The sequence below is a fragment of the Burkholderia sp. Bp9140 genome (genome assembly GCF_003853425.1).
GTDB lineage: Bacteria > Pseudomonadota > Gammaproteobacteria > Burkholderiales > Burkholderiaceae > Burkholderia.
Genome location: NZ_QTPQ01000026.1, coordinates 15770 through 38386, shown reverse-complemented (window position 1 = coordinate 38386; position 22617 = coordinate 15770). Strand labels below are relative to the sequence as shown.

Below are 22617 nucleotides of genomic sequence, written 5' to 3'. Positions count from 1 at the left end.
ATTACGGATCGCTTGCGGGCGAGACGGGAAAGGCGCGCATCGCATGCGGCGCCGGGCCGCGGGCGCGGCCGGCGTTCAGTCGGGACGGCGGGAGCGGTGCGGCTTCAGTGGCAGTGCACGGGCACCGGAACGGGATCGGCGGCGGACCGCCATGTCGTCGACGGCTCCGTTGCTGCCGGCTGGCTCGTGCGGCGGGCCGCGCCCTTCGCGTTGCGCTGCCGGCGATGATCGAACCATGCGAACCCGAGCGCCGCGAGCGATCCGCCCGGTACCACCAGCATCGTCACGTACAGCGCGATCTTCCAGCCGCGGTGCGGCCCGGAGAACACATGATGAGCGGTATCGGTCAGGTTGCGGCGCAGCGCGCCGGCGGCATTTTTCAGGAACAGCATCGCGAACATCCTCGGGGGGCCCGGCAGCGCGGGCTAAGCGGTCAGAACATAGTCTCCGGCAGTGCGACATGCACGTCGTAACTGGTTGACTGAAATAATATTGACTAAGCAATCATTTTTCAAGATACTGGGCGCGTTCTGACCTGAAATGCACTGTTGCTGCGCGCGCAATCGCCATGAACGGCGGCCTCTACGATCCCGACACCATCGCACTGGAAACGAGCCTCGGTTATTACCTGACCAAGGCGCGGCAGGCGCTCGTCGAGCGGATGGACCGCGCGCTCGAGCCGTACGACCTCACCGCGCAGCAGATCGGCGTGATTCTGCTGCTGTCGCGCGGCTATGCGCGCACGCCGTTCGAGCTGTCGCGCAAGATGTCGTACGACAGCGGCTCGATGACGCGCATGCTCGACCGTCTCGAGCGCAAGGGCCTGGTCGCGCGCTCGCGCAGCGAGCAGGACCGCCGGGTGATCGAGCTGACGCTGACCGAGCGCGGCGCCGAGGCGGCCCGCGCGCTGCCGTCGCTGATCGCGACCGCGCTGAATGCGCAGCTCACCGGCTTCTCGGCCGACGAACTCGCGACGCTCACCGGCCTGCTGCAGCGGTTCATCGCCAACGGGCCCGGCGACACCGGCTGCCCGAAGCCCGACGAACCGGGCTGCTGAGCACGGGAGGCCCGATGTCTAGGTTAAGCATTCGCTTATTTCTCTGTCTGGGCAGAAGATGACAAGGCACATGCTCCGTCTCTTCCCTTACCCGTTCCACCCGGCCGGGCCGCGCGGTATCGCGCGCCCGTGCGTTGTGCCGGCGCGTCGTGCGCGCCGCGTCTAGGAGATTCCGATGTCCGCCACCACGGCATCCGCCGCGCCGCCTGCCGCCCAACCCGCGCCGCTGACCGGCGGCGCGCTCGCGCTCCTCACCGTCGGGCTCGCGCTCGGCACCTTCATGGAAGTGCTCGACACGTCGATCGCGAACGTCGCGGTGCCGACCATCTCGGGCAGCCTCGGCGTCGCGACGAGCGAAGGCACGTGGGTCATCTCGTCGTATTCGGTCGCGTCCGCGATCGCGGTGCCGCTGACCGGCTGGCTCGCGCGGCGGGTCGGCGAGGTACGCCTGTTCACGCTGTCGGTGCTCGCGTTCACGCTCGCGTCCGCGCTGTGCGGCCTCGCGTCGAATTTCGAGACGCTGATCGCATTCCGGCTGCTGCAGGGCCTCGTGTCGGGCCCGATGGTGCCGCTGTCGCAGACGATCCTGATGCGCAGCTACCCGCCCGCGAAGCGCGGGCTCGCGCTCGGGCTATGGGCGATGACGGTGATCGTCGCGCCGATCTTCGGCCCGCTGCTGGGCGGCTGGATCAGCGACAACTACACGTGGCCGTGGATCTTCTACATCAACCTGCCGATCGGCATCTTCTCCGCGGCCTGCGCGTACTTCCTGCTGCGCGGCCGCGAGACGAAGACGACGAAGCAGCGGATCGACGCGATCGGCCTCGCGCTGCTCGTGATCGGCGTGTCGTGCCTGCAGATGATGCTCGACCTCGGCAAGGACCGCGACTGGTTCAACTCGACCTTCATCGTCGCGCTCGCGCTGATCGCGGTCGTGTCGCTCGCGTTCATGCTCGTGTGGGAGGCGACTGAGAAGGAACCGGTGGTCGACCTGTCGCTCTTCAAGGACCGCAACTTCGCGCTGGGCGCGCTGATCATCTCGTTCGGCTTCATGGCGTTCTTCGGCTCGGTCGTGATCTTCCCGCTGTGGCTGCAGACGGTGATGGGCTACACGGCCGGCAAGGCCGGCCTCGCGACCGCGCCGGTCGGGCTGCTCGCGCTGGTGCTGTCGCCGCTGATCGGGCGCAACATGCACCGGCTCGACCTGCGGATGGTCGCGAGCTTCGCGTTCATCGTGTTCGCGGGCGTGTCGGTCTGGAATTCGACGTTCACGCTCGACGTGCCGTTCAACCACGTGATCCTGCCGCGGCTCGTGCAGGGGATCGGCGTCGCGTGCTTCTTCGTGCCGATGACGACGATCACGCTGTCGAGCATCTCCGACGAGCGGCTCGCGAGCGCGTCGGGGCTGTCGAACTTCCTGCGCACGCTGTCCGGCGCGATCGGCACCGCGGCCAGCTCGACGTTCTGGGAGAACGATGCGATCTACCACCACGCGCGGCTGTCGGAATCGGTGAGCGTCTACGCGCAGAACACGACCGACTACCAGGGCGCGCTCGCGCAGCTCGGGGTCGTCGGGCAGACGGCCAACGCGCAGCTCAACCAGCTCGTCACGCAGCAGGGCTTCATGATGGCGACCAACGACTTCTTCCACCTGTCGGCGGGCGTGTTCATCGCGCTCGCGGCGCTCGTGTGGATCACGAAGCCGAGGAAGGGTGCAGGGCCGGCGATGGGGCACTGAAACCGGCAGGACTGGCGACGGGTACTTTCGGCCTACGCGCTCGCCTTGTGTGGATTGCCGAGTTGAACTAAGCTAACAATGAAAGTGAACTTAGTTCAATTGGAGGGCGTGATGCAGACCTACAACATGCATGACGCGAAAACGAATCTGTCGCGTCTGATCGACGAAGCCGTGCATGCCGGCGAACCGTTCGTGATCGCAAAAGCCGGCAAGCCGCTCGTCAAGGTGGTTCCGATCGATATGCCGGACCCGGTCCGGCCGAGCCGGATCGGTTTCATGAAGGGGCAGATCCGCGTCCCGGACGATTTCGACACAATGGGGAGCGACGAAATCGGCAAGCTGTTCGAGGGTGACGCATGAAGTTGCTGCTCGACACACACTTGCTTCTTTGGGCGGCAGCCGGTGCGGCCGAGCTGCCCGCCCGCGCCAGCGCACTCATCGACGATCCCGCCTATACACCGCTTTTCAGCGTTGCGAGCCTCTGGGAGATCGTCATCAAGCGTGGATTGGATCGCGACGATTTCCAGGTGGACCCAAACGTGCTCCGCCGCAATCTTCTTGATGCCGGCTACGTGGAATTGCCGATCACGAGCGCGCATGCACTGGCGGTCGAACAACTGCCGTCGATCCACCGCGATCCGTTTGACCGTCTCCTGGTCGCCCAGGCGATCTCGGAGGGCATCACGCTGCTCACGCACGACCAAACCGTCGCGCGCTATCCGGGCCCGATCACACACGTCTGATTGCGCCGGGCATCGGCCTGGCCTCACTCCCTCGCCCGCAACCCGCCAAACGCCAGGTCGTCGCCCGACGCGATCGGCAGCGTCGCCCGCGCGACCTCGAGCCAGGCACGCGCCGCGTGCGACAGGTAGCCCTTCTTCAGCCAGCCGAGCGCGATCGCCCAGGTGATCTCCGGCTCGACGATCGGCCGGCACGTGAACTGCCGCGCATCGAGCCGCCGGCAGTACGGCTCCGGCAACAGCGCGATGCCGACGCCCGCGTGCACCAGCGCGGCCATGAAGTCCCAATGACCGCTGCGGCTCACGATCGACGGCGTGAACCCGACCTGCCGGCACGCGTCGAGCACCGCATCGTGCAGCGCGAGGCTTTCCGCATAGAACACGAACGACTCGCGCGCGAGATCGGCGAGCGGCACGGCCGCGTGATCCTCCCAGCGCGACTCGCGTGGCGCGACGAGCCACAGCGGCGCGCGCACCATCGGCAGCCGGTCGAACGTGTCGGGGTCGACCGGCTCCAGCAGCCCGCCGAGCTCCAGCTCGCCCGACATCAGCGCGGCCTCGATCATTCGCGCACCCTGCTCGAACAGCTTCAGCTCGATGTTCGGATAGCGCTGCTTGTACGCGGCGATGATCGGCGTGAACAGCGACCCGCCGAGCGGCGGAATGCCGATCGTCAGCTCGCCGCGCCCGAGCGTGCCGAGATCCTTCAGCTCCGACTGCAGCTGCGCCTGCGCGGCGAGCACGTCCTGGCCGCGCTGGAACACGATCCGCCCCGCGTCGGTCAGCACCATCTGCCGGCCGTCGCGCAGCAGCAGCGGCGAGCCGATCTCGTCCTCGAGCGCCTTCACCATCTTGCTGATGGTCGGCTGCGTGACGAACAGGCGGTCGGCGGCCGCCGTGAAGCTCTGTTGACGGACCACCTCGACGAAGTACCGCAGTGCGCGCAATTCCATCGATCACTCCCCAGATTGGTGCGGCGAACCCAAAGCGAATTCCGAATTGGAATGACAAGGATAGAGACAAGTCATTTTATTTATGGTTAGGGGAAACCCTATACTCACACCATCAACGGAATATCTGTATGGAGCCCGCAATGACCAAGCCGATCGCTACTGCCGCCGCCCGCCCCGCTTCGGGCCACGTTGCGCGCACGGGCCGGATCGTGCTGCAGGCCGCCGCACTCGGCGTGCTGTGGATGGCGGTCGACTGGGCCGTGCGCGCGATCGGGCTGCCGGTGCCGTCCGGCGTGATCGGCCTCGCGGTGCTGCTCGTGCTGCTGTTCTCGGGCCGCGTCGCGCCCGCGTGGGTGAAGGACGGCGCGAACTGGCTGCTGTCCGACATGCTGCTGTTCTTCGTGCCGGCCGCCGTCGCGGCGGTCCAGTACGGCGGGCTGTTCCGCGAGGACGGCTGGCGCATCGCGCTGGTCATGCTCGCCGGCACCGCGTTCGTGATGGTCGCGGTGGCTGTTGCGGTCGACCTCGCCGCGAAGCTCGAGCGCCGGCTCGCCGCGCAGCGCGTGTTCGCCGAACGCCGCCGCGCGCGCCTCGCCACCGTGTCCGCCCACTGAGCCGGGGCCTGCGATGCCTGCGCTGCTGTCGATCCTGTCCGCCGACCAGGTGAATACCGCGATCTCCGTCGGCTGCTTCGTGCTGACGGTCGTGCTGTATTTCGCGTCGAAGCGGCTCTACGCATACAGGAAGACGCTGCTGTTCTCGCCGCTCGTGTTCGTGCCGGGCGTGCTGGTGCTGCTCGTGTTGCTGACCGGCATCCCGTATTCGGTCTACTTCCGCGACACGCGCTGGCTGATGTGGCTGCTCGGCCCGGCAACGATCGCGTTCGCGGTGCCGATCTACGACTATCGCGACCTGATCCGCCGCCACTGGCTGTCGCTGTCGGTCGGCGTCGCGGTGGGGATCGCCGCGGGCGTGTGCGGGTCGCTGCTGCTCGCGAAGCTGCTGCACCTGTCGCCCGAACTGCAGCGCTCGCTGATGACGCGCTCGGTATCGACCCCGTTCGCGCTCGCCGTGTCCGACAAGATCCACGCGCCGAAGGATCTCACCGCCCTGTTCGTGATCGCGACCGGCATCTGCGGGATGCTGCTCGGCGAGATCGTGCTTGCGCTGGTGCCGCTGCGCACGCGGCTCGCGCGCGGCGCGCTGTTCGGCGCGGCCGCCCACGGCGTGGGCACCGCGAAGGCGCGCGAGATCGGCAACGAGGAAGGCGTCGTCTCGAGCCTCACGATGATGATCGCGGGCGTCGCGATGGTGCTGATCGCGCCGCTCCTGTCGCTGCTGCCGACCTGACGCCACCCGGGCGGGCGCCGCTGCCCGCCCTCCCCGCGCCCTGCGGCCCGGGCGCCCGTTCTGTCCCGCCGGGTCGTTTTCCCGCTGCTCCCGCCCTGCCTCGCGCCGACACCCGGCCGACAATCGGCTGAGATAGCCGCAATTCCCCCCTCTTTTCCGCCCATCGGGCCCGGCCCGGATGCCGAACAATGCATGCTACGAGACATCACGCACGCATTCACATGGCCTCCACGACCGCAAACCCGACTGCCGACAAGCCGGCTTCGTCCGGCAAGTTCAAGCGCATCGCGCTCATCGCCGTCATCGCGCTGGGCGCGGCCGCCGCCGCCGCGGGCGGCATGTACGTGTTCCTGAGCAAGGCTGGCGTCGGCCATGCGAGCGCGCCCGCCGAGCCGGCGCCGCTTGCCGCGCCGGTGTTCTTCCCGCTCGACCCGCTGACCGTGAACCTGCAGTCGGACGACGGCGTGCAGCACTACCTGCGCGTCGGCCTGTCGCTGAAGCTCACCGACCCGAAGGCGCAGGAGCAGCTGACCGCGCGCATGCCGGAGATCCGCAGCCGGATCCTGCTCGCGCTGTCGAACAAGCATCCCGAGGACCTCGCGACGCCGGACGGCAAGCATTCGCTCGCGAAGGAACTGCGGGACCTGATCGAGCAGCCGACGCAGCCGGGCAACCAGCGCGCGAAGGTCGACGACGTGCTGTTCACCGAATTCGTCGTCCAGTAACGCGGCCGCAAAAGGAGCGCGCATGGGCCACCAGGAGTTCATGTCCCAGGAGGAGGTCGACGCCCTCCTCAAGGGCGTCACGGGCGAAACCGACGCGGTCGACGAGCAGCGCGACACGTCGGGCGTCCGCCCCTACAACATCGCGACGCAGGAGCGGATCGTCCGCGGCCGGATGCCCGGCCTCGAGATCATCAACGACCGCTTCGCGCGCTTGCTGCGGATCGGCATCTTCAACTTCATGCGGCGCACCGCGGAAATCTCCGTGAGCCAGGTGAAGGTGCAGAAGTACAGCGAGTTCACCCGCAACCTGCCGATCCCGACGAACCTGAACCTGGTGCACGTGAAGCCGCTGCGCGGCACGTCGCTGTTCGTGTTCGACCCGAACCTCGTGTTCTTCGTCGTCGACAACCTGTTCGGCGGCGACGGGCGCTTTCACACGCGCGTCGAGGGCCGCGACTTCACGGCCACCGAGCAGCGGATCATCGGCAAGCTGCTGAACCTCGTGTTCGAGCACTACACGACCGCATGGAAGAGCGTGCGGCCGCTGCAGTTCGAATTCGTGCGCTCGGAGATGCACACGCAGTTCGCGAACGTCGCGACGCCGAACGAGATCGTGATCGTCACGCAGTTCTCGATCGAGTTCGGGCCGACGGGCGGCACGCTGCACATCTGCATGCCGTACTCGATGGTCGAGCCGATCCGCGACGTGCTCGCGTCGCCGATCCAGGGCGAGGCACTCGAAGTCGACCGCCGCTGGGTGCGCGTGCTGTCGCAGCAGGTGCAGTCGGCCGAGGTCGAGCTGAGCGCGGATCTCGCCGAGATCCCGTCGACGTTCGAGAAGATCCTGAACCTGCGTGCGGGCGACGTGCTGCCGCTGGAGATCGACGACACGATCACCGCGAAGGTCGACGGCGTGCCGGTGATGGAATGCGGCTACGGCATTTTCAATGGTCAATATGCGTTGCGCGTGCAGAAGATGATCAGCGCGGGCGACACGATGAAGGAAGGTGGATATGAGTGAGCTGAACCCGACGCCCGAACTCGACCCGCAGGCGCTCGCCGACGCGGCGCTCGCGGAATCGGCCGCGGCCGTGCAGGTGGCACCCGCGGCGGCGGAAGAGGATCCGGGCATGGACGACTGGGCCGCCGCGCTCGCCGAGCAGAACCAGCAGCCGGTGCCGGCGGGCGCGACCGGCGCCGGCGTGTTCCAGCCGCTGTCGAAAGCCGCGGCAAGCTCGACGCACAACGACATCGAGATGATCCTCGACATCCCGGTCAAGATGACCGTGGAGCTCGGCCGCACGAAGATCGCGATCCGCAACCTGCTGCAGCTCGCGCAGGGTTCGGTCGTCGAGCTGGACGGCATGGCCGGCGAGCCGATGGACGTGCTCGTGAACGGCTGCCTGATCGCGCAGGGCGAGGTCGTGGTCGTCAACGACAAGTTCGGCATCCGGCTGACCGACATCATCACGCCGGCCGAACGCATCCGGAAGCTGAATCGGTGAACGCCGGGAAGTCCGGCCGCGGCGTGCGCCTGTTCCCGAGCGTGGCGGCGCTGGCCGTCGCCGCGTCGTTCGCATGCGCGCCGGCCTGCGCCGCCGACATGAACGCGGTGAACAACGCCGGCGCGATCGCGTCGGGCGTGATGGTCGGCTCGGCCGCGCCGTCGCTCGGCGTCGGCGCGGTGCTGCAGACGCTCGTCGGGCTTGCGGTCGTGATCGGCCTCGTGTTCGGCTGCGCGTGGCTCGCGCGCCGCTTCGGGTTCCAGCCCGCGCGGCGCGGCGGCCCGCTGAAGGTCGTGTCGAGCGTCGGGCTCGGCGCGAAGGAAAGCGCGACGATCGTCGAGATCGGCGATACCTGGCTCGTGCTCGGCGTCGCGCCGGGCAACGTGCGGCTGCTGCATACGCTGCCGGCCGGCTCGACGGTGGCGCCGGCTTCGGCGTCGCCCGACACCCCCGCCGGCGCCGCATCCGCCGAACACGGCCAGCCCGGCACGTTCGGCACGCGGTTTCGCGACGCGCTCGCCGGCGAAGCCGCGAAGCGCTTCGGGCGCGGCAAGGACCGCTGACATGGCGTCGTGCCCTCTTTCCGTTCCTGCATTCCGATGAAACACGAATTCCTGCGTCGCGCGGCGCGTTTCGCGCCCGTGCTGATCCTCTGCCTCGCCCCCGCGCTCGCTTGCGCGCAGGCGGCCGGCCTGCCCGCGTTCAACACGAGCCCGGGCCCGAACGGCGGCACCACCTATTCGCTGAGCGTGCAGACGATGCTGCTGCTCACGATGCTGTCGTTCCTGCCGGCGATGCTGCTGATGATGACGAGCTTCACGCGCATCATCATCGTGCTGTCGCTGCTGCGCCAGGCGCTCGGCACCGCGACGACGCCGCCGAACCAGGTGCTGGTCGGCCTCGCGATGTTCCTCACCTTCTTCGTGATGTCGCCGGTGCTCGACCGCGCCTACGCCGACGGCTACAAGCCGTTCTCCGACGGCGCGATGCCGATGGAACAGGCCGTGCAGCGCGGCGTCGCGCCGTTCAAGACCTTCATGCTGAAGCAGACCCGCGAGACCGATCTCGCGCTGTTCGCGAAGATCTCGAAGGCCGCGCCGATGCAGGGTCCGGAAGACGTGCCGCTGTCGCTGCTGGTGCCCGCGTTCGTCACGAGCGAGCTGAAGACCGGCTTCCAGATCGGCTTCACGATCTTCATCCCGTTCCTGATCATCGACATGGTCGTCGCGAGCGTGCTGATGTCGATGGGGATGATGATGGTGTCGCCGTCCACCGTGTCGCTGCCGTTCAAGCTGATGCTGTTCGTGCTGGTCGACGGCTGGCAGCTGCTGATCGGCTCGCTCGCGCAGAGCTTCAGTTGAACGGAGGAGTCGCGCGATGACGCCCGAACAGGTGATGACGCTGGCGCACCAGGCGATGATGGTCGGCCTGCTGCTGGCCGCCCCGCTGCTGCTGGTCGCGCTCGCGGTCGGCCTCGTCGTGAGCCTGTTCCAGGCCGCGACGCAGATCAACGAATCGACGCTGTCGTTCATCCCCAAGCTGCTCGCGGTGGCCGCGACGCTCGTGATCGCCGGCCCGTGGATGCTGACGACGATGCTCGACTACCTGCGGCAGACGCTGCTGCACGTCGCGACGCTCGGCGCCGGCTGACCGGCACGCCCGGCCCGCGTCCCCCGCGATGTTCTCGGTTACCTACGCGCAGCTCAACGGCTGGCTGACCGCCTTCCTGTGGCCGTTCGTGCGGATGCTCGCGCTCGTCGCGACGGCGCCCGTGGTCGGCCACGCGGCGGTGCCGGTGCGCGTGAAGATCGGTATCGCCGCGTTCATGGCGCTGGTCGTCGCGCCGACGCTCGGCGCGATGCCGGGCGTCACGGTGTTCTCCGCGCAAGGCATCTGGATCATCGTCACGCAGTTCCTGATTGGCGCGGCGATGGGCTTCACGATGCAGATCGTGTTCGCGGCCGTCGAGGCGGCCGGCGACTTCATCGGCCTGTCGATGGGGCTCGGCTTCGCGACCTTCTTCGACCCGCATTCGAACGGCGCGACGCCGGCGATGGGCCGCTTCCTGAACGCGATCGCGATGCTCGCGTTCCTCGCGGTGGACGGCCACCTGCAGGTGTTCGCGGCGCTGGCTGCGTCGTTCCAGTCGCTGCCGGTGTCGGCCGACCTGCTGCACGCGCCCGGCTGGCGCACGCTCGCCGCGTTCGGCGCGACCGTGTTCGAGATGGGGCTGCTGCTCGCGCTGCCGGTCGTCGCGGCGCTGCTGATCGCGAACCTCGCGCTCGGGATCCTGAACCGCGCGGCGCCGCAGATCGGCATCTTCCAGATCGGCTTTCCGGTCACGATGCTGGTCGGGCTGTTGCTCGTGCAATTGATGATCCCGAACCTCGTGCCGTTCGTGTCGCACCTGTTCGACATGGGGCTCGATGCGATGGGGCGGGTGTTGCTTGGCTGGCGCTAGTCCGCTTGCGTCCCCGATTGCTGGAAAACCCCTAACGGAATCGCCGTCCCGCGAAAGGTAGCAGAAGGTTTCGCCTCCCTATACTCGTTATCACGATGCAGCAAGCATCGCGCCATACGAATACAACGAAGGAGACGACCCTGATGCGACCCATCCTGCGCACCCTTGCCGTTGCAGCCAGCCTGAGCTGCGCGCTCGCCGCTCACCCCGCTTTCGCCGACGACGGCGGAAAGATCACGATCATGGTCGGCGGGATCGCGAAGCTGATCTACCTGCCCGCGCGGCTCACACAGGAGCTCGGCTACTTCAAGGCCGAAGGCCTCGACGTCGAACTGCTGTCGCAGCCGGCCGGCGTCGACGCCGAGAACGAGCTGCTGGCGGGCGCCGTGCAAGGCGTCGTCGGCTTCTACGACCATACGGTCGACCTGCAGAGCAAGGGCAAGGAAGTCAAGGCGATCGCCGTGTTCGGCCAGGTGCCGGGCGAGGTCGAGATGGTGTCGACCAAGGCCGCGCCGACCTTCAAGTCGATGGCCGACGCGAAGGGCAAGACGCTCGGCGTGACGGGCCTCGGCTCGTCGACGAGCTTCCTCACGCAATACCTCGCGCTGCAGCACGGCGTGCCGTCGACGCAGTACACGATGCTGCCGGTCGGCGCCGACGCGAGCTTCATCGCCGCGATCAAGCAGGGCCGCATCGACGCCGGGATGACGACCGAGCCGACCGTGTCCGCGCTCGAGAAGATGGGCGACGCGAAGGTGCTGGTCGACATGCGCACCGTCGAAGGCACGCGCGCCGCGCTCGGCGGCACCTATCCGGCCGCGAGCCTGTACGTGCAGTCGGCGTGGGCCGATTCGCACAAGGCGGAAGCCACCCGGCTCGCGCACGCGTTCGCGAAGACGATGCAGTTCATCCACACGCACAGCGCCGAGGAAATCGCCGCGAAGATGCCCGCCGACTACCAGAAGGACAAGGCGCTGTACGTGAGCGCGCTGAAGGCGTCGCTGCCGATGTATACGGCCGACGCGAAGATGCCGGCCGACGGCCCGGCGACCGTGCTGAAGGTGCTGTCGGCGTTCAACCCTTCGGTGAAGGGCAAGCATATCGACCTGGCGCGCACCTACACCAACGATTTCGTGAACGCGAAGTAATCGATATCGGTACAGGCGCCGGCGGCGGCGATCCCGCCGCCGCGCGTTCCCCGTTCCGGCCCGGCTGACCGGCCCGGCGTCGCCACGATGCGATGCCCTCCTCACCCGCAGGACGAATGCGATGAACCAGGCAGTTTCCCCGAGCACACCGGCGATCGAGTTTCGCAATGTGTCGTGCCGCTTCATTTCGCCGGAAGGCAAGGCCACCGTCGCGCTGCGCGACTTCAGCATGAGCGTCGCGCGCGGCGAGTTCATCGCGATCGTCGGGCCGACCGGCTGCGGCAAGTCGACCACGCTGAACATGATCACCGGGCTGCTCAAGCCGGTGTCGGGCGAGGTGCGCGTGATGGGCCGCCCGGTCGACGGGATCGACCCGCGCATCGGCTTCGTGTTCCAGGCCGACGCCGTGTTCCCGTGGCGCAACGTGATCGACAACGTCGCGGCAGGCCCCTTGTTTCGCGGCCGCTCGAAGGACGTCGCCTACGCGCAGGCCGAGGAATGGATCCGCAAGGTCGGCCTCGACAAGTTCACGAAGCACTACCCGCATCAACTCTCGGGCGGGATGCGCAAGCGCGTCGCGCTCGCGCAGACCTTCATCAACCAGCCGGAAATCCTGCTGATGGACGAGCCGTTCTCCGCGCTCGACATGCAGACGCGCACGCTGATGCAGGACGAGCTGCTGCAGCTCTGGTCCGCCAACAAGGGCTCGGTCGTGTTCGTCACGCACGATCTCGAGGAGGCGATCGCGCTCGCCGACCGCGTGTTCGTGCTGACCGCGCGCCCCGCGACGCTCAAGCGCGTGTACGAGATCGACCTGCCGCGTCCGCGCGTCACGTCGGAGATCCGCTACGAGCAGCGCTTCATCGAGATTTCCAAGGACATCTGGCACGACCTGCGCGAAGAAGTGCAGATCGGCTGACGCATACGCCGCACGGCAAGCAATGGCAAGAGACACAGCAAGGACAGGAGCATGACCGACATGACGCTTCCCACTACCGCCCTTCCGGCGACGACGCTCGAGGACGACGAGCGCGCCGCGCAACGCCGGCTGCGCCGCCGGCGCAACCTGATCGTCACGCTGCGGATCGCCGTGCTCGTCGTCGTGCTCGGCGGCTGGGAGCTCGCCGCACGCCTGAAGTGGATCGATCCGTTCTTCTTCTCGATGCCGTCGCTGATCTTCGCGCAGCTCCAGGACTGGTTCGCGAACGGCACGTCGCAGGGCCCGCTGCTCACCCAGGTGTGGGTCACGCTGGAGGAAACCGGGATCGGCTTCATCATCGGCTCGGTCGCCGGCGTGTTCTGCGGGATCGTGCTCGGCCGCAACAAGCTGATGGCCGACGTGTTCGGCCTGTACATCCAGATCGCGAACTCGATCCCCCGCGTCGTGCTCGGCTCGATCTTCGTGATCGCGCTCGGCCTCGGGATGGCGTCGAAGATCGCGCTGGCCGTCGTGATGGTGTTCTTCGTCGTGTTCGGCAACGCGTTCCAGGGTGTGCGCGAGGCCGACCGCTACCTGATCGCGAATGCGCAGATCCTCGGCGCGTCGCGCCGGCAGATCACCACGGCTGTCGTGATCCCGTCCGCGCTGAGCTGGATTCTCGCGAGCCTGCACGTGAGCTTCGGCTTCGCACTGGTCGGTGCGGTCGTCGGCGAATTCCTGGGTTCCAAGCAGGGCATCGGCCTGCTAATCTCCACCGCCCAGGGCGCGTTCAACGCGAGCGGCGTGTTCGCGGCGATGATCGTGCTGGCCGTGGTCGCGCTGGCCGCCGACTACCTGCTGACCTGGGTCGAGAAGCGCTTGCTCAAGTGGCGTCCCGCCGCGTTCTGAGCATCGCACGCATCGGATGACACGCCCGAACCGCGCCGGTTGCCCCGGCGCGGTTCGGCATTGAGGAGAAGGAATGGCGCATAGCCTGCGCGGGCGGCTCTTGTGGTGGCTGCTGCTGCCGCTCGCGGCTTTCGTGCTGATCGCGGGCGCAATGTCGTACGACACCGCGCGGCGCACGGCCGCGCTCGTGCAGGACAGCGCGCTGGTCGCATCCGCGCGCACGATCGGCGAGGACGTCGAATGGCGCAACGGGCTGCCGGCCGCCGACGTGCCGCCGGCCGCGCTGGAGATCTTCGAATCGCCGTCGCGCGATTCGGTGTTCTACAAGGTGATCGACGGCCACGACCGGCTGCTCGCGGGCAACCCGACGCTCACGGTGCCCGAGCGGCACGGCGTCGAGCCGACGCTGTACGACACGTCGCTCGACGGCGTGCGGCTGCGCGCGGCCGCGTACGATCGCCAGCTGTACAACGAGGGGCAGGTCGAGACGGTCACGGTGGTCGTCGCGAAGACGACGCGCTCGTACGACGCGATGGTCGCGACGATCTGGCGGCCGCAGCTCGTGCGCCTGTCGCTGATGCTGGTGCTCGCGATCGTGCTCGTCTACCTCGGCCTCACGCTCGAGCTGCGCCCGCTGATGAAGCTGAAGGACGATGTCGCCGACCGCGGGCCGATGGAACTGGAGCCGATCCGCCCGGAGCGGCTGCAGCACGAGCTGCGGCCGATCGTCGACGCGATCAACCAGTGCATCGCGCGGCTGAACACGCACACGGCCACGCAGCGCCGCTTCATCGCCGACGCCGCGCACCAGTTGCGCACGCCGATCGCCGTGCTCGACACGCAGATCCAGTACGCGCAGCAGCGCGACCATGACGATCGCGAGCTGGCGTCGGTGCTCGACAGCATGCAGCGCAGCAGCCGCAAGATGGCCGACGTGACCGACAAGCTGCTGCTCCTCGCGCATGCGGAAGCGACGCCGTCGACACTGCTCACGCATCGCGTCGATCTCGCCGCCGTGGTGTCGAGCGTGCTCGAGGAAACGATCGTGCTCGCGCAGCGGCGCGACATCGACCTCGGCGCCGATCTCGGCGAGCGGCTCGACGTCGCGGGCAGCGACAGCCTCTTGACCGCGCTGGTGATGAACCTCGTCGACAACGCGGTACGCTACACGCAGCCGGGCGGCTGCGTGACGGTCGCCGCGCGGCGCGACGGCGACGCGGTCGTGCTCGACGTGGTCGACAACGGCCCCGGCATTCCGGCCGAAGCGCGGCCGCACGTGTTCAAGCGGTTCTACCGCGTGTCGGCCGACACCGAAGGCTCGGGCCTCGGCCTCGCGATCGTTCGCGAGATCGCGCAGGCGCACGGCGGCAGCGCGTCGCTCGCGCCGGGGGCCGGCAATCGCGGTATCGTCGTGACCGTGCGGCTGCCCGCCTTTGATTGAAGAGATGATGCCGTCATGAAACTCCTGCTGGTCGAAGACAATGCCGAACTCGCGCACTGGATCGTGAACCTGCTGCGCGGCGAGGACTTCGCGGTCGACTGCGTCGGCGACGGCGAGCGCGCCGATACGGTGCTGAAGACCGAGCGCTACGACGCGGTGCTGCTCGACATGCGGCTGCCCGGCATCAGCGGCAAGGAAGTGCTCGCGCGATTGCGGCGCCGCAACGACAACGTGCCGGTGCTGATGCTGACCGCGCACGGCTCGGTCGACGACAAGGTCGACTGCTTCGGCGCGGGCGCCGACGACTACGTGGTGAAACCGTTCGAATCGCGCGAACTCGTCGCGCGGATCCGCGCGCTGATCCGCCGGCAGGCTGGAGTGGGCACGACGCAGCTCGTGTGCGGCGATCTCGTCTATGCGTTCGGCACGCGCGAATTCCGCTGCGGCGACGCGGTACTCGCGCTGCGCCGCCGCGAGCACGCGATCCTCGAAACGCTGATGCTGCAGCAGAACAAGACCGTGTCGAAGGCGCGGCTGATGGACAGCGTGTTCGCGCTGGACGACGAGCCGAGCGCCGACGCGATCGACATCTACATCCACCGGCTGCGCAAGCATCTCGCAGGCAGCACGGCCGAGATCATCACGCTGCGCGGGCTCGGCTACATCCTGCGCGCGAAGACCGCGCAGGACTGACGGCCCTGCCCCGGGCGTCGATTCGTAGCACGTAATGTGCCGGCAGCCAGCCAACTGGCGGCCGGCCGGGCACGCGTTCGCCCGCCTGCCCGATTCTCGATTATTGCGATTTCGGTGTTTTCACCGATCCGATTCTTTCCTCCGGGAAAGCGGCGTGAAGGATTGCACCCTCTACGATGCTACGCGTCGGCCCTCTCGCTGTGGTCGGCAACATCCGGCATACATTACGTACTGCCAACGAACAGATTTCAATGCGGCAGCTCGGAGGAGACGATCTTGAAACGAAAAACCCTTGCCCTTTCCATCGCGGCGGCAGGCCTGTGCGCCGGCACCCAGGCGCACGCGCAGTCGAGCGTGCAGCTCTACGGCCTGATGGACCTGAGCTTCCCGACCTACCGGACCCACGCCGACGCGAACGGCAATCACGTGATCGGCATGGGCAACGAAGGCGAGCCGTGGTTCAGCGGCAGCCGCTGGGGCCTGAAAGGCGCCGAGGACATCGGCGGCGGCACGAAGATCATCTTCCGCCTCGAAAGCGAATTCGTGGTCGCGAACGGCCAGATGGAAGACGAAGGCCAGATCTTCGACCGCGACGCGTGGGTCGGCGTCGAGGACGAGCGCTTCGGCAAGCTGACGGCCGGCTTCCAGAACTCGATCGCGCGCGACGCGTCGGCGATCTACGGCGACGCGTACGGCTCCGCAAAGCTCACGACCGAGGAAGGCGGCTGGACCAACTCGAACAACTTCAAGCAGATGATCTTCTACGCGGCCGGACCGACCGGCACGCGCTACAACAACGGCCTCGCGTGGAAAAAGCTGTTCAGCAACGGCATCTTCGCGAGCGCCGGTTACCAGTTCAGCAACTCGACCGCATTCGCGACCGGCTCCGCGTACCAGGTCGCACTCGGCTACAACGGCGGGCCGTTCGCCGTGTCGGGCTTCTACAACCACGTGAACCACAACGGCTTCACGAACCAGACGTTCTCGGTCGGCGGCAACTACGCGTTCAGCATCGTGCGCCTGAACGCCGGCTACTTCCGCTACAACGGCGACCAGGGCTCGCTCGGCCAGCGTCACGACGATTCGTGGACGGTGTCGATGAAGATCGCGCCGAAGGGCGCGCTCGACTACGAGCTCGGCTATCAGCAGATGCGCATCAAGAATGCCGCGTACAACGCCGACGGCTTCACGCCGAACGCGAACCTCGGCGCGTTCAGCCTGACCAACGGCGTCGGCAACGGCTTCAAGGAGACGATCTACGGGTCGGTGTTCTACCACCTGAGCAAGCGCACCGAGCTGTACCTGGCCGGCGACTACATGCGCCTGCACGGCGGCTACAAGGTGTCGTCGACGTTCGGCGCGAAGAACCAGCTCGAACTGACGTCGGGCATCCGCACGCGCTTCTGACCTCGGCGACGGCCATCCGGGCGGGGCCATCCGGCCCTGCCGCACCCTCCCTCCGGGATTTCTCCATGCGGGCACGCCGGCGCTTTGCGCCGACCGTGCCCTTTTTTTCGTCGTTTCCGGTGCGTTCCGGAACGCCCGGGAAGCGCCCGCCGGCCGGCCCGTGCGGCACCGCCCGAAGCCGCCTGCGGCCCGTGGGGCGGGCGTTTCGCGCCCGATGCGCGCACGATCGCCTCACATCGGTGCTTGACCTGCGCCGACCGACTCGCTAGCGTTTCGGGTTTGCCCGGGCGGCCATTGCCGCCGGTGCCGTGAGTGCGCCCGACGTCCTGGCGCACGCGGCCGGGCTCCGATGGAAAAAACGATGCAGAAACTCGATGCGGCGAGCCCGCAGGCGATGTCGACGGATTTCACCGCCGACAACGTCGCGCGCCTGAAGGCGCTGTTCCCCGAACTCGTGACCGAAGGCCCGGACGGCGCGTCGGTCGACGTCGACGTGCTCAAGGCGCTGGTCGGCGAGCGCACCGTCGGCGGCGCCGACGAGCGCTACGGCTTCCACTGGCACGGCAAGCGCGGCGCGCGCCAGGCCGCGCTCACGCCGTCGACGGGCACGCTGCGCCCCTGCCCCGACGACAGCGTCGCGTGGGACGACACGCGCCATCTCGTGATCGAGGGCGACAACCTCGACGTGATGAAGCTGCTGCACAAGAGTTACGCGGGCAAGGTGAAGCTCGTCTATATCGACCCGCCGTACAACACCGGCAGCGATTTCGTCTATCCGGACGACTTCAGCGACAGCATCCGCCACTACCTGGCGATGACGGGCCAGACCGACGGCGGCGTGAAGCGCAGCACCAATACCGAGGCGAACGGCCGGTTCCACACCGACTGGCTGAACATGATGTATCCGCGCCTGAAGCTCGCGCACGCGCTGCTGTCCGACGAAGGGCTGATCGCCGTGCACATCGACGAGCACGAGGTGCATGCGCTCGTGCTGATGCTGCGCGAGATCTTCGGCGAGGAGAACGAGCTCGGCGTCGCGGTATGGGACAAGCGCAATCCGAAGGGCGACGCGCGCGGCGTCGCGTACCAGCACGAATCGCTGGTGCTGTTCGCGCGCAACGCCGAGACGCTGCTCGAACAGGCGCCGCTGAAGCGCCCGAAGCGCAACGCGCAGCGCATGCTCGACGCCGCGCACGACGCCGTGTACCGCAGCGGCAACGCGAAGGACGCGCAGAAGGCGTACCGCGCGTGGATGAAGGCGCAGACCAACCTGTCGGGCGGCGAGGTAATGTACGACCGGCTGTCGGAAGAAGGCCGCGTGTACCGCCTCGTGTCGATGGCCTGGCCGAACAAGAAGAAGGCGCCGGAAGAGTATTTCACGCCGCTGATCCACCCGGTCACCGGCAAGCCGTGCGCGATGCCCGCGCGCGGGTGGCGCAATCCGCCCGCGACGATGCAGGCGCTGATCGAGCGCGGCCAGATCGAATTCGGCGCGGATGAAACCACGCAGCCGCAGCGGATCTACTACCTCGACGAGAACATGTACGAGAACGTGCCGTCGGTGCTGCCGTTCGCCGGTTCCGACGACGCGTTGCTGAAGACGCTCGGCATCCCGTTCGACCTGCCGAAGCCGGTCGATTTCGCGGCGGCCGTGATCGGCTGGTGCACGCGCGGCGACGACATCGTGCTCGACTGCTTCGCCGGCTCCGGCTCGACCGGCCACGCGGTGATGCAGGTGAACGCGACCGACGGCGGCGCGCGCCGCTACATCCTCGTGCAGCTGCCCGAGGCGCTCGACCGCCGCGACAAGACGCAGCTCGCGGCCGCCGATTTCTGCGCGAAGCTGAAGAAGCCGCTGACGCTCGCGGAAGTGACGAAGGAACGCCTGCGCCGCACCGCGCAGCAGGTTGCGCGCGACTATCCGGAAAGCTATGGCGACCTCGGTTTCCGCGTGTACCGGCTCGACACGACCAACGTGATCGAGTGGGATCCGCGCCGTGACGACTTCGACCACGCCCTCTTCGCATCCGTCGAACACGTGAAGACCGGCCGCACCGAGGACGACCTGCTCGCCGAGCTGACGCTGAAGCTCGGCCTCGATCTGTGCACGCCGGTCGAGCATCACCAGGTCGCCCGCAAGACCGTGCACCTGATCGGCCGCTCGATCGTCGCGTGCTTCGATGCGCGGATTTCGCGCGACGACGCGGGCCCGCTCGCCGACGGCATCGTCGAGCTGCTCGATGCGACCGGCGCGACGCGCGACGTCACGTGCCTGTTCCGCGACAGCGGCTTCGTCGACGACGTCGCGAAGCTCAATCTCGCCGCGCTGCTCGAACAGCACGGCGTGAAGCGCGTGCGGAGCCTGTGATGCGGCTGCATTTCGAAGCGGATCTCGACTACCAGCGCGAGGCGATCGACGCCGTCTGCGACCTGTTTCGCGGCCAGGAATCGTATCGCGGCGACTTCAGCGTGCTCGCGAACGCCGCGCCCGGCACGACGGCCGCCGCGCAAGGCTCGCTCGGCTTCGCGGTGTCGGAACAGGGTGTCGGCAACCGGCTGTCGCTGACCGACGACGCGCTCGCGCGCAATCTCGCCGACGTGCAGCTGCGCGGCGGGCTGCCGCCGTCCGGCCTGCCCGGCTCGCGCGACTTCACCGTCGAGATGGAGACCGGCACCGGCAAGACCTACGTGTACCTGCGCACGATCTTCGAGCTGAACCGCCGCTACGGCTTCACGAAGTTCGTGATCGTCGTGCCGTCGATCGCGATCAAGGAAGGCGTGCACAAGACGCTGTCGATCACCGAGGATCATTTCCGCTCGCTGTACGCGGGCGTGCCGTACGACTACTTCCTGTACGACTCCGCGAAGCTCGGCCAGGTGCGCCACTTCGCGGCGAGCGCGGCGATCCAGATCATGGTGATGACGGTCGCCGCGATCAACAAGAAAGAGATCAACAACCTCTACAAGGACAGCGAGAAGACCGGCGGCGAGAAGCCGATCGACCTGATCCGCGCGACGCGGCCGATCGTGATCGTCGACGAGCCGCAAAGCGTCGACGGCGGGCTCGAGGGGCGCGGGCGCGAGGCGCTCGCCGCGATGGCCCCGCTCTGCACGCTGCGCTATTCGGCCACGCACGTCGACCGTCACCACATGGTGTACCGGCTCGATGCGGTCGACGCGTACGAGCGCAAGCTCGTCAAGCAGATCGAGATCGCGTCGGCGATCGTCGAGGATGCGCACAACAAGCCGTACGTGCGGCTCGTCGGCGTGTCGAACCGGCGCGGTGCGATCAGCGCGCGCATCGAGCTCGACGTCGCGACCGCGGCCGGCGTGAAGCGCCAGATCGTGTCGGCGACCGACGGCGACGATCTCGAACGCCTGACCCGGCGCGCGCTGTACGTGGGGCTGCGGGTCGGCGAAGTCCATGCGGTGAAGGGCGCCGAGTACGTCGAGCTGCGTCATCCGGAAGGCGAGGCATTCCTGTCGCTCGGCGAGGCGTTCGGCGACATCGACACGCTCGCCGTGCAGCGCGAGATGATCCGCCGCACGATCCGCGAGCATCTCGACAAGGAATTGCGCCTGGCCGAGCGCGGCGTGAAGGTGCTGTCGCTGTTCTTCGTCGATTCGGTCGAACGCTATCGCCGCTACGACGAGAACGGGATGCCCGTGAAGGGCGACTACGCGCTGATCTTCGAAGAGGAATATGCGCGCGCGGCCCGTGTGCCGGCCTACCGTGCGCTGTTCGACGGCGTCGACGTCGCGCTCGAGGTCGAGCGCGCGCACAACGGCTACTTCTCGATCGACCGCAAGGGCGGCTGGACCGACACGAGCGAGAGCAGCGCCGCGGCGCGCGAGAACGCGGAGCGCGCGTACGGCCTCATCATGCGCGAGAAAGAAGCGCTGCTGTCGTTCGACACGCCGCTGAAGTTCATCTTCTCGCACTCGGCGCTGAAGGAAGGCTGGGACAACCCCAACGTATTCCAGATCTGCACGCTGCGCGACATCCAGACCGAGCGCGAGCGCCGCCAGACGCTCGGCCGCGGGCTGCGGCTTGCGGTCGACCAGGACGGCGAACGCGTGCGCGACCCGGGCGTGAACACGCTCACCGTGATCGCGACCGAGCGCTACGAGTCGTTCGCCGAGAACCTGCAGAAGGAAATCGAGGCCGATACCGGCATCCGCTTCGGGATCGTCGAGGAACACCAGTTCGCGGCGCTGCCGGTGCAGGAAGGCGATGGGCCTGCGCATGCACTCGGCATCGAGCTGTCGCGCGTGCTGTGGACCCATCTGCACGAGCAAGGCTACGTCGACGCGCAGGGCAAGGTGCTCGACCGGCTGAAGGATGCGCTGCGCCAGAGCGCGCTCGTGCTGCCCGAAGCGTTCGAATCGCTGCGCGCGCCGATCGTCGCGACGCTGCGCAAGCTGTCGGGCCGCTTCGCGGTGCGCAATGCAGACGAACGTCGCGCGATCGCGTTGCGGCGCGACGCGTCGGGCAAGGCCGTCGTGTTCGGCGACGACTTCCGCGCACTGTGGGAGCGTATCCGTCATCGCACCGTGTACAGCGTCGAGTTCGACAACGCGAAGCTCGTGCGCGACTGCACGGCCGCGCTGCGCGACGCGCCGGACATCGCGCGCGCACGGCTGCAGTGGCGCAAGGCCGAGATCGACATCGGCAAGGCCGGCATCGAGGCGATCGAAGTGGCCGGCGCGGGCACGGTGCTGATCGACGAAGGCGAACTGCCGCTGCCCGACCTGCTCACCGAACTGCAGGACCGCACGCAGCTCACGCGCCGCTCGCTCGCGACGATCCTGGCCGACAGCGGCCGGCTCGACGATTTCCGCGTGAATCCGCAGCAGTTCATCGCGCTGGCCGCCGATGCGATCAACCGCTGCAAACGGCTCGCGCTGGTCGCGGGCATCGCGTACCGCACGCTCGGCGATCGCCACGTGCATGCGCTCGAATCGTTCGAGAGCGAGGCGCTGACCGGTTATCTGCGCAACCTGCGGCCCGATGCGCGCAAGTCGATCCACGAGGCCGTCGTGTGCGAGACCGATGCGGAGCGTGCGTTCGCCGATGCGCTGGAAGCGCACGACGGCGTGAAGCTGTATGCGAAGCTGCCCGCGTGGTTCCGCGTGTCGACGCCGCTCGGCAGCTATCACCCGGACTGGGCGGTGCTCGCGGAGCAGGACGGCGGCGAGCGGCTGTATTTCGTCGTCGATACGCCGAATGCCGATGGCGACGTGACGACCGAGCACGAGCGCGCGAAGCTCGCGTGCGGCGAGGCGCATTTCCGTGCGCTGGTGGACGGCGAAGACGCCGCGCGATTCGTGCGTGTCAGGCGGGCCGATGCGTTGTTCGAGCCTGTTGCAACCATCGCGCCGCTGGCAGGCGCGGGACGCTGAAGCGAAGGGGCGGCCACGAGCCGCCCTTTTTTCATGGACGGGCCCGCGCAGCCCGCTTCAATATGACGAATCCGTCTGTCATTCGCATGAAAGCGATTCGTATCCTCGCGCGCCGGCGTACGCCGTTACGGCTGGTTGCAAATCGGGTCGGTTCGATGTTTCGGCGCG

At 67.7% G+C, this 22617-nt stretch carries 23 protein-coding genes; 21 read left to right on the top strand and 2 right to left on the bottom strand.

Annotated elements, in window-relative coordinates:
• Positions 1–104 precede the first annotated feature (104 nt).
• Positions 105–392, bottom strand: coding sequence for a multidrug ABC transporter ATPase (locus DIE21_RS21685; protein ID WP_124499647.1), 288 nt, complete (start codon positions 390–392; stop codon positions 105–107).
• Positions 393–568: 176 nt separating this feature from the next.
• On the opposite strand from DIE21_RS21685, the gene DIE21_RS21680 reads away from it, so the two are divergent.
• The 4 genes from DIE21_RS21680 to DIE21_RS21665 all read left to right on the top strand — a co-directional run bounded on the left by DIE21_RS21680 (position 569) and on the right by DIE21_RS21665 (position 3538).
• Positions 569–1057: a MarR family winged helix-turn-helix transcriptional regulator gene (locus DIE21_RS21680; RefSeq protein WP_124499646.1), complete on the top strand. Its 489-nt coding sequence runs from the start codon at positions 569–571 to the stop codon at positions 1055–1057.
• 175 nt (positions 1058–1232) lie between these two features.
• Positions 1233–2795 (top strand): DHA2 family efflux MFS transporter permease subunit, encoded by a 1563-nt coding sequence (locus DIE21_RS21675; protein WP_124499645.1) that lies wholly within the window; start codon positions 1233–1235, stop codon positions 2793–2795.
• 111 nt (positions 2796–2906) lie between these two features.
• Complete coding sequence (locus DIE21_RS21670; RefSeq protein WP_124499644.1) at positions 2907–3155, top strand: type II toxin-antitoxin system Phd/YefM family antitoxin; 249 nt, start codon at positions 2907–2909, stop codon at positions 3153–3155.
• Positions 3152–3538, top strand: a complete 387-nt coding sequence (locus DIE21_RS21665) for a type II toxin-antitoxin system VapC family toxin (RefSeq protein WP_124499643.1) — start codon at positions 3152–3154, stop codon at positions 3536–3538. Before DIE21_RS21670 ends, DIE21_RS21665 begins: the two co-directional genes overlap by 4 nt.
• Before the next feature lie 23 nt (positions 3539–3561).
• On the opposite strand, the gene DIE21_RS21660 is transcribed toward DIE21_RS21665, so the two are convergent.
• The gene (locus DIE21_RS21660; protein WP_124499642.1) at positions 3562–4488 is read right to left on the bottom strand and encodes a LysR family transcriptional regulator; all 927 of its coding nucleotides are present in this window, start codon (positions 4486–4488) and stop codon (positions 3562–3564) included.
• Between the two features lie 140 nt (positions 4489–4628).
• Here DIE21_RS21660 and DIE21_RS21655 point away from each other — a divergent pair, with 140 nt between their 5' ends.
• The 17 genes from DIE21_RS21655 (at position 4629) to DIE21_RS21575 (ending at position 22449) form a co-directional block, all read left to right on the top strand.
• Entirely contained in the window at positions 4629–5102 is a 474-nt protein-coding gene (locus DIE21_RS21655) for a CidA/LrgA family protein (protein ID WP_124499641.1), read from the top strand.
• A 13-nt stretch (positions 5103–5115) separates the two neighbouring features.
• A complete protein-coding gene (locus DIE21_RS21650; RefSeq protein ID WP_124499640.1) occupies positions 5116–5838 on the top strand; it encodes an LrgB family protein in 723 nt (240 codons plus the stop codon).
• A 188-nt stretch (positions 5839–6026) separates the two neighbouring features.
• A complete protein-coding gene (fliL, locus tag DIE21_RS21645) occupies positions 6027–6563 on the top strand; it encodes a flagellar basal body-associated protein FliL (RefSeq protein WP_124499639.1) in 537 nt (178 codons plus the stop codon).
• Between the two features lie 22 nt (positions 6564–6585).
• Positions 6586–7584 (top strand): flagellar motor switch protein FliM, encoded by a 999-nt coding sequence (gene fliM / locus DIE21_RS21640; protein WP_124499638.1) that lies wholly within the window; start codon positions 6586–6588, stop codon positions 7582–7584.
• Complete coding sequence (gene fliN, locus DIE21_RS21635) at positions 7577–8068, top strand: flagellar motor switch protein FliN (RefSeq protein ID WP_124499637.1); 492 nt, start codon at positions 7577–7579, stop codon at positions 8066–8068. The genes fliM and fliN overlap by 8 nt, the downstream gene beginning before the upstream one ends.
• A complete protein-coding gene (gene fliO / locus DIE21_RS21630) occupies positions 8065–8631 on the top strand; it encodes a flagellar biosynthetic protein FliO (RefSeq protein WP_124499636.1) in 567 nt (188 codons plus the stop codon). Before fliN ends, fliO begins: the two co-directional genes overlap by 4 nt.
• Positions 8632–8667: 36 nt before the next feature.
• Positions 8668–9429 (top strand): flagellar type III secretion system pore protein FliP, encoded by a 762-nt coding sequence (gene fliP / locus DIE21_RS21625; RefSeq protein WP_124499635.1) that lies wholly within the window; start codon positions 8668–8670, stop codon positions 9427–9429.
• Between the two features lie 16 nt (positions 9430–9445).
• Positions 9446–9718: a flagellar biosynthesis protein FliQ gene (gene fliQ, locus DIE21_RS21620; RefSeq protein WP_006750427.1), complete on the top strand. Its 273-nt coding sequence runs from the start codon at positions 9446–9448 to the stop codon at positions 9716–9718.
• A gap of 28 nt (positions 9719–9746) precedes the next feature.
• Positions 9747–10529, top strand: a complete 783-nt coding sequence (fliR, locus tag DIE21_RS21615; protein ID WP_124499634.1) for a flagellar biosynthetic protein FliR — start codon at positions 9747–9749, stop codon at positions 10527–10529.
• A gap of 143 nt (positions 10530–10672) precedes the next feature.
• Positions 10673–11677: an ABC transporter substrate-binding protein gene (locus tag DIE21_RS21610; protein ID WP_124499633.1), complete on the top strand. Its 1005-nt coding sequence runs from the start codon at positions 10673–10675 to the stop codon at positions 11675–11677.
• 121 nt (positions 11678–11798) lie between these two features.
• Positions 11799–12596 carry an ABC transporter ATP-binding protein gene (locus tag DIE21_RS21605; protein ID WP_124499632.1) on the top strand — a complete coding sequence of 266 codons (798 nt, stop codon included), beginning with the start codon at positions 11799–11801 and terminating at the stop codon, positions 12594–12596.
• Positions 12597–12656: 60 nt separating this feature from the next.
• Positions 12657–13505, top strand: a complete 849-nt coding sequence (locus DIE21_RS21600) for an ABC transporter permease (RefSeq protein ID WP_185640773.1) — start codon at positions 12657–12659, stop codon at positions 13503–13505.
• A gap of 73 nt (positions 13506–13578) precedes the next feature.
• Positions 13579–14946, top strand: a complete 1368-nt coding sequence (locus DIE21_RS21595) for a sensor histidine kinase (protein WP_124499630.1) — start codon at positions 13579–13581, stop codon at positions 14944–14946.
• A gap of 15 nt (positions 14947–14961) precedes the next feature.
• Positions 14962–15639 (top strand): response regulator, encoded by a 678-nt coding sequence (locus tag DIE21_RS21590; RefSeq protein ID WP_124499629.1) that lies wholly within the window; start codon positions 14962–14964, stop codon positions 15637–15639.
• Between the two features lie 276 nt (positions 15640–15915).
• Positions 15916–17046, top strand: a complete 1131-nt coding sequence (locus DIE21_RS21585; protein ID WP_124499628.1) for a porin — start codon at positions 15916–15918, stop codon at positions 17044–17046.
• A gap of 349 nt (positions 17047–17395) precedes the next feature.
• The gene (locus tag DIE21_RS21580; RefSeq protein WP_124499627.1) at positions 17396–19414 is read left to right on the top strand and encodes a site-specific DNA-methyltransferase; all 2019 of its coding nucleotides are present in this window, start codon (positions 17396–17398) and stop codon (positions 19412–19414) included.
• On the top strand, positions 19414–22449 hold the full coding sequence (locus DIE21_RS21575; RefSeq protein WP_124499626.1) for a type III restriction-modification system endonuclease: 3036 nt from the start codon (positions 19414–19416) through the stop codon (positions 22447–22449). The genes DIE21_RS21580 and DIE21_RS21575 overlap by 1 nt, the downstream gene beginning before the upstream one ends.
• The last annotated feature ends 168 nt before the right edge of the window (positions 22450–22617 follow it).